The 14,874-nt window shown below is 66.2% G+C and carries 10 protein-coding genes and 2 pseudogenes; 7 read left to right on the top strand and 5 right to left on the bottom strand.

Features of this window, described 5'->3' with window-relative positions; genetic code table 11:
* Positions 1 to 2,103, bottom strand: a complete 2,103-nt coding sequence (gene recG / locus H1343_RS09180; RefSeq protein WP_185982628.1) for an ATP-dependent DNA helicase RecG — start codon at positions 2,101 to 2,103, stop codon at positions 1 to 3.
* 164 nt (positions 2,104 to 2,267) lie between these two features.
* Between recG and H1343_RS09175 the strand changes: the two genes are divergently transcribed.
* The 4 genes and pseudogenes from H1343_RS09175 to H1343_RS09165 all read left to right on the top strand — a co-directional run bounded on the left by H1343_RS09175 (position 2,268) and on the right by H1343_RS09165 (position 6,740).
* On the top strand, positions 2,268 to 2,564 hold the full coding sequence (locus tag H1343_RS09175) for an FAD assembly factor SdhE (protein WP_185982627.1): 297 nt from the start codon (positions 2,268 to 2,270) through the stop codon (positions 2,562 to 2,564).
* A 59-nt stretch (positions 2,565 to 2,623) separates the two neighbouring features.
* Positions 2,624 to 2,945: pseudogene (locus tag H1343_RS17195) on the top strand (hypothetical protein); the annotation flags it as partial.
* A gap of 62 nt (positions 2,946 to 3,007) precedes the next feature.
* Positions 3,008 to 6,067 (top strand): annotated as a pseudogene (mfd, locus tag H1343_RS09170) (transcription-repair coupling factor); the annotation flags it as partial.
* 4 nt (positions 6,068 to 6,071) lie between these two features.
* Positions 6,072 to 6,740 (top strand): hypothetical protein, encoded by a 669-nt coding sequence (locus tag H1343_RS09165; protein WP_185982625.1) that lies wholly within the window; start codon positions 6,072 to 6,074, stop codon positions 6,738 to 6,740.
* Here H1343_RS09165 and H1343_RS09160 read toward each other — a convergent pair.
* A complete protein-coding gene (locus tag H1343_RS09160; protein ID WP_246332894.1) occupies positions 6,707 to 8,548 on the bottom strand; it encodes an extracellular solute-binding protein in 1,842 nt (613 codons plus the stop codon). The genes H1343_RS09165 and H1343_RS09160 overlap by 34 nt on opposite strands.
* Positions 8,549 to 8,740: 192 nt before the next feature.
* Here H1343_RS09160 and H1343_RS09155 point away from each other — a divergent pair, with 192 nt between their 5' ends.
* The 3 genes from H1343_RS09155 to H1343_RS09145 all read left to right on the top strand — a co-directional run bounded on the left by H1343_RS09155 (position 8,741) and on the right by H1343_RS09145 (position 11,542).
* Entirely contained in the window at positions 8,741 to 9,379 is a 639-nt protein-coding gene (locus H1343_RS09155; RefSeq protein ID WP_246332892.1) for an invasion associated locus B family protein, read from the top strand.
* A 140-nt stretch (positions 9,380 to 9,519) separates the two neighbouring features.
* Positions 9,520 to 10,194 (top strand): response regulator transcription factor, encoded by a 675-nt coding sequence (locus H1343_RS09150; protein ID WP_185982624.1) that lies wholly within the window; start codon positions 9,520 to 9,522, stop codon positions 10,192 to 10,194.
* 1 nt (position 10,195) lies between these two features.
* A complete protein-coding gene (locus H1343_RS09145) occupies positions 10,196 to 11,542 on the top strand; it encodes a sensor histidine kinase (RefSeq protein ID WP_185982623.1) in 1,347 nt (448 codons plus the stop codon).
* 21 nt (positions 11,543 to 11,563) lie between these two features.
* Here H1343_RS09145 and H1343_RS09140 read toward each other — a convergent pair whose 3' ends face one another.
* The 3 genes from H1343_RS09140 to H1343_RS09130 all read right to left on the bottom strand — a co-directional run bounded on the left by H1343_RS09140 (position 11,564) and on the right by H1343_RS09130 (position 14,770).
* The gene (locus H1343_RS09140; RefSeq protein ID WP_185982622.1) at positions 11,564 to 12,634 is read right to left on the bottom strand and encodes an HlyD family secretion protein; all 1,071 of its coding nucleotides are present in this window, start codon (positions 12,632 to 12,634) and stop codon (positions 11,564 to 11,566) included.
* A gap of 20 nt (positions 12,635 to 12,654) precedes the next feature.
* Positions 12,655 to 14,250 (bottom strand): MFS transporter, encoded by a 1,596-nt coding sequence (locus H1343_RS09135; RefSeq protein ID WP_185985579.1) that lies wholly within the window; start codon positions 14,248 to 14,250, stop codon positions 12,655 to 12,657.
* 64 nt (positions 14,251 to 14,314) lie between these two features.
* Complete coding sequence (locus tag H1343_RS09130) at positions 14,315 to 14,770, bottom strand: MarR family winged helix-turn-helix transcriptional regulator (RefSeq protein WP_185982621.1); 456 nt, start codon at positions 14,768 to 14,770, stop codon at positions 14,315 to 14,317.
* Positions 14,771 to 14,874: the final 104 nt, after the last annotated feature.

The raw sequence follows: 14,874 nt of genomic DNA, 5'->3' as shown, positions 1-14,874 counted from the left end.
TCAGCCGGCGCGCAGGAGGCGGACTGCCTCGTCCTTGCCGAAGAGGTAGAGGAGAACGCGCAGCGCCTCGCCGCGCTCGCTCTTAAGCTCGGGGTCACGCGTCAGTGTCAGCCGCGCATCGTCGCGGGCGATCTCCATCAGCTCGGCGTGGTCCGCGAGGCTGGCGATGCGGAACGCCTGCATGCCGGACTGGCGGGTGCCGAGGAGATCGCCTTCGCCGCGCAGCTTCAAATCTTCCTCGGCGATGCGGAAGCCGTCCTCGCTGTCACGGATGACCTCCAGCCGCGCACGCGCCGTCTCGCCGAGCGGCCCGCGATAGAGGAGCACGCAGGACGAGGCCTTGTCGCCGCGTCCGACGCGCCCGCGAAGCTGGTGGAGCTGCGAGAGCCCGAAACGCTCGGCATGCTCAATGACGATGATCGAGGCGTCCGGCACGTCGACGCCGACCTCGATCACCGTCGTCGCGACGACGATGCGCGTGCGCCCCGACTTGAAGTCCGCCATCGCGGCGTCCTTCTCCTCGCCGCTCATTCGGCCGTGGACGAGACCGACGACGTCACCAAGCACCTTCCGCAGATGCTCGAAACGCTCCTGCGCGGCCGTCAGCTCGCTCTTGTCGCTCTCCTCGACCAGCGGGCAGACCCAATAGAGCTTGTCGCCGGCCTCGATCGCCTTGCGCGCCCTCTCCACGATGTCACCCATGCGCTCCATCGGCACGGCGACCGTCGCGATGGGCTTGCGGCCCGCTGGCTTTCCCTCCAGCCGCGAGACGTCCATGTCGCCGAAGGCGGCCAGCACCAACGTACGGGGTATGGGCGTCGCCGTCATGACGAGAAGGTCGGGCGCGCGGCCCTTGCGGGTGAGGCTGAGACGCTGGTGAACGCCGAAGCGATGCTGCTCGTCGACGACGACGAGACCGAGATCGTGATACGCGACATCGTCCTGGAAGAGCGCGTGCGTGCCGACGACGATATCGACTTCGCCGTCGGCGATGCGCTGGAGCTTTTCCGCGCGCGCGCGGCCGCTGTCGCGCCCGGTCAGGAGGACGATGGACAAACCGGCCGCCTCGCACCAGCGCGACAGGCCGGCGTGGTGCTGGCGGGCGAGGATTTCCGTCGGCGCGAGAAGCGCGGACTGCGCCCCGGATTCGGCCGCCGCCGCCATCGCCATCAGCGCGACCACCGTCTTGCCGGCTCCGACGTCTCCCTGCAGGAGACGGAGCATCCGCTCCTCGCGGCCCATGTCTGCGAGGATTTCGGCCACGGCCTTCTCCTGGCCTTCGGTCAGCGCGAAGGGCAGGGCGGCGCGCGCCGCTTCACGCCTCGCGCCATCGCCGCCGAGCGCGCGGCCCGGCGCCTTCTTCATCCGCTGACGCGAGAGGGCGAGAGCAAGCTGGCTGGCCAGAAGCTCGTCATAGGCGAGGCGTTTCCACGCGGGGCCGTCGAGCGCGATGTCGGCAGGATCACGCGGGGCGTGAAGCCTGGCCACCGCTTCGCCGACCGGCGGAAAGGCGTGCCGCCGCGCCATTTCGGGATCCAGCCATTGCGGCAACTCTGGCGAACGCTCCTGCGCCGCTTCGATGGCCTTGCGCAGGACCTTGGCCGAAAGCCCCGCCGTCATCGGATAGACGGGTTCGACGAGGGGCAGCGTCTCGGCCTCGGCGAGCGGGGCGACGAAGTCTGGATGAACCATCTGCGGGCGGCCGTTGAACCACTCGACCTTGCCGGAGACGATCATCGTCTCGCCTGCGGGCAGGAGCTTCTCCAGCCACGCCGACTGCGCGCGAAAATAGGTGAGGGCGATCTCGCCCGTTTCGTCGTGGGCGAAGACGCGGGTCGGCTGGGCGCGGGTCGCCCCCGGCTGGTGCCGGTCGATGCGAAGCTCGAGCGTCACGAGCGTACCCTCGGGGGCGGTCGCGATCTCGGCGCGCCGCCGCCGGTCCACGATGCCGCTCGGCAGATGGAACAAAAGGTCGCGCACGCGTGCACCGCTCTGCGAGCCCGCCGGCAGAAGCAGGGTATCGAGAAGGCCCGCCAGCTTGGGGCCGATGCCCGGCAGGCTGGAGGCGGGCGCGAAGAGCGGATCGAGGACGGAGGGGCGCATGGCCGCGACCTTTATCGTCTCGCCCTGCGCTGGCAAGGCTGACAGGGCGTGACCGGCCAACTATATCGGTGCGACGAACGGACATTGCCGCGAGGTGCGGCCGCTTGAAAAGCGGCCCCCGCGCGTTCTGTCGCTGACGAAGCGGCCGGCCTCAGGGGAACAGCATGAGCGGAATGACGCGCTCCTCCATCGATCTCGACGTGCGGCGCCGCAAGGCGCTCTACCATTCGTGGCATCGAGGCACGCGGGAGATGGATCTCGTGCTCGGACGCTTCGCGGATGCGCGGATCGGCACGCTGAGCGACGAGGACCTGACCGACTACGAGCTTCTGATGGAGGCGCAGGATCGCGATCTCTTCGCCTGGATGATCGGCGCCGAGGAAACGCCCGCCAATTACGACACGCCCGTCTTTCGGCAGGTGAAGGCGTTCCATGCGGGCGAGGCGGAGAGCGGCTCGTGAGTGCGGATCTGAAGAAAGTGCTGTCTCGCGGCGGCTCGCTGCGCGTCGGCAATGTCGTCGAGGGCTACGAGGCGTTTCTCCTCGCGGAGATCGCACGCGAGCGCGGCGGCAAGAAGCCGATCGTCTTCGTCATGCGGGACGGCAACCGCATGGGCGAACTGGAAGACGCGCTGCGCTTCGTCGCACCCGATCTGCCGATCCTGTCGCTGCCGGCCTGGGACTGCCTGCCCTATGACCGTGTTGGCCCGTCGAGCGAGGCGGCGGCGCGCCGCCTTTCGGCCCTCTCCGCAATTCATGCGTTGCGCACCGAACCGCATCGCGCGGTGATCCTGACGACCGCCAACGCTATGCTGCAGAAGATGCCGCCGGCAAAAGTGCTGGCGGAGGAGACGATCCACGCCAAGGCCAGCGGCCGCATCGCGATGGATCACATCGTCAACGTCCTGTCGCGCGGCGGTTTCGAGCGTGTGACGACGGTGCGCGAGCGCGGCGAATACGCCGTGCGCGGCGGCATCCTGGATCTCTTCGCGCCGGGTGAGGAGGAGCCGATCCGGCTCGACTTCTTCGGCGATACGCTGGAATCGATCCGCGCCTTCGATCCTGCGACACAGCGCACCACCGGCCAGCGCAAGAGCTTCGAGCTCGCGCCCGTTTCGGAAGTGACGCTGACCGAGCAGACGATCAGTCGTTTCCGCACCAACTATGTGAAGCTATTCGGCGCGCCGTCGCGGGGCGATGGGCTTTATGTCTCGGTCTCCGAAGGGCGCCGCTTCCCCGGCATGGAGCACTGGCTGCCGCTCTTCTACGAGAACGTGGAAACGCTGTTCGATCACGTCGCGGGTTTCCCGGTCGTGCTCGACCATCTCGTCGACGAGGCCGTGGGCGAGCGGCGCAAGCTTGTGGAGGACTATTACGAGGCCCGGCGCCGCTCGACGGCCGCCGCCAGCGCCGACGCCGTACCCTACAACCCGCTCAGCCCTGACCAGCTCTACCTCTCGGCCGAGGAACTCGCAGGGCACCTCGCGGTCGCCGACCCCATCCGCCTCTCAGCCTACGCACTGACGGATGCCGGCGGCACCGTCGAGACCGTTAATCTCGACGTCTCCAAAGGGCGCAACTTCGCCGCCGAGCGGCAGGCGGGCGACGTCAACGTGTTCAAGGCGGCAGTGGACCACATCTCGTCGCTGCGCGCGGGCGGTCGGCAGGTCGTTCTCGCGGCATGGACGGAGGGCTCGCGCGACCGACTGCGGCAGGTCGTCGAGGAGCACGGCCTCGGCAACATCAAGGATGTCGACAGCCTGAAACAGGCGCTGGAAGCGGGGCGCAACACAGTCGCTACCGCCGTCCTTGGCATCGAGTCGGGCTTCGTCACCGATCGCATCGCGGTCGTCGGCGAGCAGGACATCCTTGGCGATCGCCTCGTGCGGCGAGGCCGGCGCAAACGGCGAGGTGCGGATTTCATCTCCGAGGTCTCGGGCCTCGACGAGGGCGATGTCGTCGTCCACGTCGATCACGGCATCGCCCGCTTCGTCGGCCTCAAGACCATCGAGGCGATGGGCGCGCCGCATGACTGCTTGGAGCTTGCCTATGCCGGCGGCGACCGGTTGTTCCTGCCGGTCGAGAACATCGAGCTCCTGTCACGCTACGGCGGCGAAGGCTCGGAAGCGATGCTCGACAAGCTGGGCGGCGGCGCCTGGCAGGCACGCAAGGCCAAGCTGAAGAAGCGCCTGCTCGACATGGCGGGCGAGTTGATCCGCATCGCCGCCGAGCGCGAAATGCGAACGGCGCCCAAGCTCCTGCCGCCAGAAGGGCTGTGGGGCGAGTTCCAGGCCCGCTTTCCCTACGAAGAGACCGAGGACCAGCAGAACGCCATCGACGCCGTCACGGATGATCTGGCCGAAGGCAAGCCGATGGACCGGCTGGTCTGCGGCGACGTCGGCTTCGGAAAGACGGAGGTCGCGCTGCGCGCCGCCTTCATCGCGGCGATGAACGGGCTTCAGGTGGCCGTCGTCGTGCCCACGACACTGCTTGCGCGCCAGCACTTCAAGACCTTTTCGGAGCGCTTCCGCGGGCTGCCGCTGAATCTCGCGCAGGCCTCCCGCCTCGTGACGGGCAAGGAGCTGGCGGCGACCAAGAAGGGCCTGAAGGAAGGGCAGGTCGACATCGTCGTCGGCACGCACGCGCTCCTTGGCAAGTCGATCGACTTCAAGAACCTCGGCCTCCTGATCATCGACGAGGAGCAGCATTTCGGCGTCAAGCACAAGGAGCGGCTGAAGGAGCTGAAGTCGGACATCCATGTTCTGACGCTTTCGGCCACGCCTATCCCGCGCACGCTGCAATTGGCGCTCACCGGCGTGCGTGAACTGTCGCTCATCACCACCGCGCCGGTGGACCGCATGGCCGTGCGCACCTTCGTCGCCCCTTTCGACCCGCTGGTGGTGCGCGAGACGCTGCTGCGTGAGCGCTATCGCGGTGGCCAGAGCTTCTACGTCGCGCCGCGCCTCTCGGACCTCGCAGGCGTGAAGGACTTCCTCGACGATCAGGTGCCTGAGCTGAAGGTGGCCATCGCACACGGCCAGATGGCCGCAGGCGAGCTCGATGACATCATGAACGCCTTCTACGAGGGCCAGTACGACGTGTTGCTTTCGACGACGATCGTGGAATCGGGCCTCGACATCCCGTCCGCCAACACGATGATCGTCCATCGGGCGGACATGTTCGGGCTCGCGCAGCTCTACCAGCTTCGCGGCCGCGTCGGCCGGTCCAAGCAGCGCGCCTACGCGCTGATGACCATTCCGGCCAACAAGACGCCGACGGCAGGCGCCGACCGGCGTTTGAAGGTTCTCCAGTCGCTCGACACGCTGGGTGCCGGCTTCCAGCTCGCGAGCCACGACCTCGACCAGCGCGGTGCCGGCAACATCCTCGGCGAGGAACAGTCCGGCCACGTCAAGGAAGTCGGCTTCGAGCTATACCAGCAGATGCTGGAGGAGGCGGTCGCCGAGATGAAGGGCACCGAGGGGGAGACGAACGGCGCATGGTCGCCTCAGATCACGCTCGGCACCGCCGTGATGATCCCCGAAGGTTACGTGCCCGACCTCCAGCTTCGCATGACGCTCTATCGCCGGCTCGCCGACCTCGAGGATGCGCGCGAGATCGACGCTTTCGGTGCCGAGCTCATCGACCGCTTCGGGCCAATGCCGCAGGAAGTCGAGCATCTGCTCAAGGTCGTCTTCATCAAGGCGCTCTGCCGACGCGCCAATATCGAGAAGCTGGACGCCGGACCCAAGGGCCTCGTCGTCCAGTTCCGCGAGAAGACCTTTGCCAATCCGGGTGCGCTCGTGCGCTATATCGGCGAGCAGGGCGCGGCGGCGAAAATCCGGCCGGACCAGTCCATCGTCCTCATGCGCGACTGGGGCACGCCTGAGAAGCGCCTGAACGGGGCGGCGACGATCGCCACGCAGCTCGCGCGCTTCGCGGACGAGACGGAGAAGAAAGCGGCTTGATCTCATGACCCGAAACCGGCCTGCCTCCGTTCAGACGTTGACAGAGTTCGGCCGAACGAGGCTATCGAAATCCTTCTTCATGCGCGATTTTCTGTTCTCGGAGATCGCCGCCATTCACGGGCTCCAGAACGTCCCGGACGACCCGGAGCTTGCGATCGCCGCGGGCCGTCAGCTCTGTGAGAACATCCTCGAGCCGCTGCAGGATGCCTTCGGACGCATCGCGGTGCGCTCGTCCTTCCGCTCTTCGGAAGTGAACATCTTCGGAAACGAGCAGCAGAAGGCGGGCAAGGCCGGCTACAACTGCGCGCGGAACGAGAGCAACTATGCCGGGCACATCTGGGACCGGCGCGACGAGCATGGCAACATGGGCGCCACGGCCTGCGTCGTCGTGCCGAGTTTCTGGGACAGGTTCCAGGGGGAGGGGGACTGGCGAAAGATGGCGTGGTGGGTTCACGACCATCTGCCCTATGCCGAAATGGAATTCTTTCCGCGCTACTGGGCCTTTAACGTCACGTGGCGCGAGAACCAGCGGCGCGAGAAGATCTACAGCTTCTGCAAGCCGAAGGGCGTCCTCACGCGCGCAGGCATGGCGAACCACGAAGGCTCGCACGAAGCCGAATGGCGCGGGATCGTGGACCTCTACTGCGGCTCGCGCCAGAAGGCCGGCAGGTAATAGCCGGTGAGGGGTGTCGTGTCGGGATGCTGGATGAAGCGCCAGCGCGCCAGCCACTGCTCCGCGATGTGGTAAAGCGGCACGACATAGGCGCCCGAGATCAGAATCCGATCGTAGGAGCGCACCGCATCCTCGAAATCTTCCTGTGAGCGGGCACGCACTATGCGGTCCAGCGCCGCGTCGATGGCGGGATCGGCGGCCCCCGCGAAGTTGAAGGAGCCCTGCGAGTCGCGCGAGGCCGATCCCCATCGATTGACCTGCTCAGCGCCTGGCGAGAGCGTGCCCGTGAGCTGGGAAAGGATCATGTCGTAGTCGAAGGCCATTCGGCGCTGCTGGTACTGCGAATCGTCGACGAGCCGGATATCGGCGACGATCCCGATGCGAGACAGCGTGCGCGCGAAGGCTTGCGCCGTGCGCTGCTGCTCGCTCGTCTGCACGAGGATCTCGAAGCGCAACGGGCGCCCGTCGGCATCCGCGAGAGTGCCGCCCTGGATCGAATAGCCGGCCTCCTGAAGCTGTGTAAGCGCAGCACGCAAAATCATACGATCACCGCCAGAGCCATCGCTGACAGGCGGTGTCAGCTTACCCTCCATCGCTTCGGGTTCCACCGCCGCGGGAAACTGCGCCAGAAACTCGCGCTCGGCGGCGCTTGCGGGACGCCCGACCGAGGAGAGCTCGGAATTGTCGAAGAACCCCGCCGTGCGCGTATAGGCGCCGCGATGCAGATTGGCGTTCGCCCATTCGAAATCGTAGAGGCTGGCGATCGCCCGGCGCACGTTACGGTCCGCGAACACCGGCCTGCGCGTGTTGAAGAAAAAGGCCGTGACATTCGCCGGACGTCCAGTCTCGAACGTCTCCTTGATGACGTCGCCGCGTTCCACCGCGGGGAAGTCGTAGGCGGTCAGCCACTGCGTCGGATTGCGCTCCTGATAGATGTGGAAGAGCCCGCCCTTGAAGCCCTCGAACATCGCGTTGACGTCGCGGAAATACTCGACCGTGATCTGCGCGTAGTTGTCGAGCCCCTGCTTCACCGGCAGGTCGCGGCCCCAGTAATCCGGGTTGCGACGGTAGACGACGCGCGAACCGGGCTCGACGCGGTCGATCAGGTAGGGGCCGGAGCCGACGAGCGGGCGAAGGGTCGAGCGGCCGAACGTCTCCGGATCGTGGTCGTGCTCGGGCAGAACCGGCAGCCCGGCGAGCAGCAGCGGCAATTCACGATCGGCCGCGTCGCCGAAGGTGAAGCGGACCCCATGCTCGCCCACCTTCTCGATGCGGTCCACGCGCGAGAGCCATGCCGTATAGTGCGGGCGCACGATACCCGGGCGTTTCATCATCTCGGTGGTGAAGATCACGTCTTCGGGCCGTACCGGCCTGCCGTCGGAGAAGCGCGCGGCGGGATTGAGCTGGAACTCGACGAAGGTCCGCTCCTCGTCCGTCTCCACGCTCTCCGCTACCAGTCCATAGAGCGTGAAGGGTTCGTCGGGCGAGCGGAACATCAGGGGCTCGAAGACGAGATTGCCGAACTCGGGGTCGAAGAAGATGCCGCGTGCGGTCGTCGCCGCGCCCTGCACGATGACGGGGTTCAGATTGTCGAAATCTCCCGCCACGCCGTAGACGAGCGCGCCGTCCTGTGGCGCCTGCGGGTTCACGAAGGGGAAATGCTCGAAGCCTGCTGCGAGCTTCGGCTCGCCATGCATGGCGATGGCATGCTGGGGCTGGGCGAATGCACCGGTGCCGGCGCTTGCGAAGGCGGCGAAGGCGAGGGCCGCGGCGAGGGCGCGCGGGCGCGAAAAGAGGGTGGGCCGCATCGGCGGAAAGGCTCCATCAGGCGTCGGCGGAACGTGCCCGAACCTACCGGAACTCAAAGGCTTTGCCACCCATGCCGGGGCAGGCTCGCGCGAGGCTGGAGGCCTTCAAACGGCCGTATTTGCTAAGCACGGCCAACGTCGCTAAGGGAGGGCAAACACCTCCTTGTGAAGCTTCGAGAGGATCCGAGACCCGTGAAATTCCGTTCGCACATGATCGATCGTTCCGTTCTGGCTAGCGGGTTCCTGGCTCTCGCCGCGATCGGCCTTCCGGCCGGCGGCGCGCAGGCACAGCAGCTCCCCGCAGAGTGGTTCAAGGTCTGCGCCCCGCAGGGCGACAACACGATCTGCAACACGCAGTACACGCTCATCGCCGACACGCGTCAGCTGATCACGGCGGTGAACCTCATCGACGTTTCCGGAAGCGTGAACCAGCGTATCCTGCAGGCGGTGGTGCCGACGGGACGCGTCATCCCTGCCGGCGTCCAGATGCAGATCGACCAGAACGCTGCGCAGACGCTGAACTATTCGGTCTGCTTCCCGGACCGCTGCATTGCGGAGGTCGAGCTTTCCGACCAGCTCGTCGAATCGATGAAGCGGGGCGGCACGATGCGGGTCACGTCCACCAACTTCCAGCGCCAGCCGAACCCGATCGAGATCACGCTGAGCGGCTTTACGCAGGCCTTCGATGGCCCCGCGCGCGAGCAACCGGAACTTGAAGCGCGTCAGCAGCAGTTGAACGAGGCGCTCCAGAACCAGGCCGAGGCGCGCCGCCAGCGCTTCCAGGATGCGCAGAACGAGGCGCTCCAGGGAGGCGAAACGCCCGCCGAGTAATGGGCGCGAAGCTTGACGGATGCTGACGGCGGCCTCTGGCCGCCGTTTTCGTTTGAAGACGAACTAGCGGACCTCATCGCGTAATTCTCCTGTAAGCCCTGCCTTCCATTGGTCGCCTCGCCGAGAAGGAGTGCGAACGAATGAGAGTGCTGCTCGTGGAAGACGATGTCGAAATGGCGGACGCGCTGCGCGCAGCGCTCCTGCGGCACGACGTGGTCCTCGACGTCGTGATCGATCTAGAGACCGCAAGAGAGGCCGTCGCGCTCGCCACCTACGACATTCTTCTCATAGATCGGCAGTTGCCCGACGGTGACGGCAGCGCGCTGATTGCCGACTTGCGAGCGCGGGGCAAGACGACACGCGCCATCATCGTCTCCGCGATGGGCTCGACGCGCGAGAAGATTTCCGGCCTCAACGACGGCGCGGACGACTACCTGCCGAAGCCGTTCGAGATCGACGAGTTGCTGGCCCGGATGACGGCCGTCCTGAGACGGGCGCCCGAAGCGCCTGCGCGCATCGTGGTCGCCGGCAACATCTCCTATGACCGCGTCTCTCGCGATGTCAGCGTGGAAGGCGAGCGGCTTGTCCTCGCCCGGCGGGAGCTTCTCATCCTGGAGACGCTGCTGCGCAACCGTGGCCGCACCGTGCTGCGCTCTGCGCTGGAAGACAGCGTCTATTCCTTCGATGACGAAATCCAGTCGAACTCTCTTGAAGCGAACATGTCGCGCCTGCGCCGTAAACTGACGGATGCAGGCTCCAGCGTCGTGATCAGGAATGTGCGCGGCATCGGCTACTTCCTCCACGAGACCGCGTGACATGAAGAGCTCCTCGCTTCGCTGGCGCTTCACGCTCGGTTTCATCGTCCTGCAGGCCTGCGCGATCGCGGCCTCGGCCGCGCTTGTCATCTATTTGGCCTCGGCCGTCTCGCCGGAGCGTGCGGTCCCCTCGATCTGGCTGTCGCAGGAGGTTGCCGATTCGATCCAGCCGTCCGCAGAGGGGGAGCCCCGGCTTGCCCCGAGCGAGAGCCTCGAGAAGACGATGGCAGAGTGGCCAACTTTCTGGCTCCTGGCCGAGTTCGACGATGGAACCATCGTCTCTCACGGCGACGTACCGGAGGGAATTATCGCGAACAGGGAGTTCCTGCGCCAGTTCCGTACGGTCGAGATGCACGGCTATATCGGCGACCCCGGTGCGCTGGCACGTTCGGAGCGCCTGGAAACGCCCGCTGGGGAGGCGACGATCTTCGCCGGCGGGGTGTCGATGTCCCAGCATGGGCTCCTCTTGTGGATCGGCTCTGTCGCCGTCGCCGTGCCGGCGCTTATCCTTGCCACGATAACCCTTCTCGGCGTGCCCTGGGTGACGCGGCGGTCTCTGCGATCCCTCAACGACCTGAACGCGCGCCTGGACCGGATCGATTTCGAAGCACGGGGAGGGGCGGTCGACGAGGCGGGCTTGCCGCGCGAAGTGCTCCCGGTCGTCAACGGGATCAACATGGCACTGCGTCGGCTCGACAACGGCTTCGAAACGACCGAGCGGTTCTTCGTCAACGCGGCGCACGAGTTGCGCACGCCGATCGCGATCCTCCAGGTGCGGATCGACACCCTGCCGCCGAGCCCCGAGAAGACGCATCTGCAGAGCGGCGTGAAGCGCCTCACCGCCATCACGAACCAGCTTCTCGACATCGAGAAGTACCGCCAGCAACCGCCGCGTCGCAGCCGTGTGGAGCTGAACGGACTTGTCTCCACGGTGGTGGCCGACCTCGCCCCCTTCGCGATCTCCGAGGGTTACGACATCTCCTTCGAGCCCGATCCGCGCCAGCAGGTCATCGAGGGAGAGGTCGACGCGTTGGAACGCGCCTTCGGCAACCTACTGCGCAACGCCATCCAGTATGGTGGGCGCTGCGGAGAGATCACGGTTCGGGTCTCGTCGGAAGGCTCCGTACTCGTTACGGATCAAGGGCAGGGAATCGCGCCGGACAAGCAGGCGCGAATCTTCGAGCCGTTCTATCGCATCAATCCACACGGCTCGGGTGCCGGGCTCGGCCTCAGCATGGCCAACGACATCGTGTCGGACCACGGCGGCTTCATCGAAGTGCGCTCGGCGCCTGGCCGGGGCACGACCTTTGCGGTGAAATGGCGAGAGGCGCGCGTCGCGTCGCTTTGACGCGGCGGATGGCGGCGGCCGTCAGCGCTCGGCGCGCGTCGACGCCTCGGCGTCACTGGCCGCAGTGTCGACGCTCACCACGACGGACAGGCCCGGCGCGAGAAGCTCGGCGCCATCCTGATCCGGGTCGATCGCGATGCGCACGGGAACGCGCTGGGCGACCTTGGTGAAGTTGCCGGTCGCGTTGTCGGGTCGCAGCACTGCGAACTCGGAGCCGGTAGCAGGGGCGAAGCGCTCGATACGGCCGGTGAGGGTGCGGTGGCCGAGCGCGTCCACCGTGAAGGTGACCGGCTGGCCCACACGCATTCCGGCGAGCTGCGTCTCCTTGAAGTTCGCCGTCACCCAGTTGGCGTCCGGCACGACGCTGGTGAGCTGTGAGCCGGCCTGCACATACTGGCCGACGCGCGCGCCGACCTCACCGAGGTGGCCGGCGCGCGGCGCGACGATCCGTGTGTTGTCGAGATCGATCTGCGCGAGTTGCACGGCGGCCTCGGCGCCCTTGACGGCGGCCTCGAGCGACCCGCGCTGGACGATGACCGTCTGAAGGTCCTGACGAGCGACCTCGAGCGAGGCGCGCGACTGATCGAGGGAGGCGTGCGCCTGATCGTTCTGCTGGCGGGCCGTATCGAGCTCGCTGCTCGGCGTATAACCATCGTCGGCGAGCCGCTGGATGCGCTGGAAGTTGGACTGCGCGGCCCGGAAGGCGGCCTCGGCGCTTTCGATCGCCGCTTGCGCGACGGCGACCCGCGCTTCGCTCGCCGCACGCTGCTGCTGGGAGTTGTCCAGCGACGCCGTCTGCGCCGCGAGCGTGGCACGGGCCTGTGCTAGCCGCTGGACGAAGATCCGGTCGTCGATCCTGGCGACCAGCTGGCCTTCCTCGACGGCCTGATAGTCCTGGACCGGCACTTCGGCGAGATAGCCGGCGAGCTGCGGCGCGATGATCGTTACCTGCCCGCGCACATAAGCGTCCTCGGTGATCTCGATACTCGACGAGAATGGCGGGAGGTGCCAGGCGTAAAGCACGAACAGAACGCCGATGAAGCCGACGAGAAGCGCGACATACGAGGATAGTGAACGGAAGGCCTTGGACATGGGGAACACTCGTCGATCGGTCATGCGTCGGCAGGCTGACGAGCAGCCGCGCGCCCGTCACGCAGGTGATTGTAAAGGAGATGCACAAGGAGACAGGCGAGCCCGAAGCTCGCCAGACATCCGATGAGGAAGAAGGCGTCGTTGTAGGCGAGGACGTTCGCCTCGCGCGTCGCCGTGGTGGCGAGCTGCTGCAATGCCTCCGCTTGGCGCAGCGCCGGGTCGGTCAGCACATGGCTGTAGGTTCCGCCGAGCTGCTGGACGCGCGCCGCGACCACCGGATCGGACGTCACGATGTTTTCGACGATCTGGTTCGAGTGAAATTTCTCGCGCACCGTCACGAACGAGCGGAAGAGTGCCGAGCCGATCGCGCCACCGAGGCTCTGCGTCGTCAGAAACACGATGAGAAAGGACAGGATGTAGTTCATCCCGCGTTTCATGGCCGAGACGAAGCCGATGGCGAGCGCCGGCGGCAGGAAGAGGACACCCGCCATCGCGATCAGCGCCTGGCTGAGATACATCTGCTCTGGCCGGGTGAGGTTCGTGGCGCCCGCGTCCATGAACGAGCCGGCGATCAGCAGCGAAAGCGCGACGATGTGGATGTACGGCTCGCGCCCCGGCTTCAGCACGACGGCGCAGACGAGGCCGGCCGTGATCGCGCTTGCGATCATGATGACGTACATCGTGGTCATTTGCTGGTTCTGCAGGCCGAGAACCTGGAAGAAGCCACTGGCGCCGCTCGTCTGTTCGGACAGGATCAGGCGAAAGAGAAGCAGCGTGCCGGCGAAATGCACGATCTCCTTCGACGTGATCCAGCGGATGTCCAGGAGCGGATTCTCACGGTTCAGTTCGATGACCACAGCAGCGGTGAGGCTGGCAATGCCGAACGCCAATAATCCGCCGATCCACGCGTGCTCAAACCACCAATAGAACGGGCCGACGGTCACCGCGATGGCGATGGAGCCGAGCCCGAGGGCCACGAACCCATAGCTGACAAGGTCGGTCCGCTCGATCACCGGCGTCTTCGGCGGCGAGTTGAGCGGCAGGCAGTAGATCGCGCAAAGGCTGATCATCGCGAGCGCCGTCTCCACCATGAAAAGCCCGCTCCAGCCATGCAGATCGAGCAGCGTCGGGGAGATGAGCCGCGCAATCGGCATCGCGATGGAGATGTTGGTCAGCGCCAGACTCAGGCCGATATTCAGCTTCTTCTCCGGTGGAAACGATTCCAGCATGTAGAGGAAGGCCAGCGAGGAGACCGGCGACGCCGCGACGCCCGCGAAGAAGCGCGCCACCAGAGCAGAGCGCAGATCGTCGACGAAAAGATGCATGAGGCTCACGCCCAGGAAGGCGAGGATCGTCACCTCGGCGAAATTGCGCAGGCCGAACTGAGCGCGCACCTTCGTCAGGAGCAGTGTCAGGCTGACGTTGGGCGCGAGATACGCGGCCATCAGCCACACGGTCTCGTTTGTGGTCGCGCCAAGCGGTCCCTGAAGCTGGTAGAGATTGGCCGAGACGAGGTTGAGCCCCAGACCCTGCGTCATGGAGATCACGGTCGCCGTCGCCATGTAGAGCGCGGCCATCGCGGGGTGCTTGCGCACGTAAGGCGCGGGGGCGGGCATCGGCTCTCCCCGGCGACGCCTGTTCGCTGCGGGGGTGGGCAAAGCCTCCGCCGCGCTGAGGCGTTCAGTCGCCATGGCGCGTCTCCTCGCCTATAGCGCGGCCGATACGCTCGAGAATGCGCAGGCCAGCTTCCAGGTCCGAGGCGCTCGTCCCCTCCAGAATTTCATTGCGCAGTTCGAGCGAGATCTCTGCGACCACGCTCGCCTGATGCCGGCCATGGTCGGTCAGGGCGATATGCTTGGCGCGTCTGTCCCCCTGCACGGCCTTCCGCTCGATCAGGTCGAGCTTTTCCATCCCGTCGAGAAGGCGCACGACCGTCGGCCCTTCGAGTTCGAGTTCGGCGGCCAGATCGCTCTGCGTCAACTGCCCTTCACGCTCGAGGACGAGGAGCGCGCGCGCACGCGGATAGGTCAGCCCGTGCGCGACGACGCGTGCGTTGAAGCTCGTGCGCAGCTTTCGGCCGGTGCGGACCAGCGCCTCGGTATACCGGGCGCGGAGTAGGGCGTCGTCATCGTGCATGACCACGATATAGATAGTGCACTAATGATAAGCAAGACATCCCACCTACGGTGCGGTATTCCGATGTTGCGGGGCAGGGCTCCTCCATACCGGCGGCTGCGATC

The organism is Aureimonas mangrovi (assembly GCF_014058705.1).
GTDB classification, from domain to species: Bacteria; Pseudomonadota; Alphaproteobacteria; order Rhizobiales; family Rhizobiaceae; genus Aureimonas; species Aureimonas mangrovi.
This window is presented reverse-complemented; position numbering and strand designations above follow the sequence as displayed.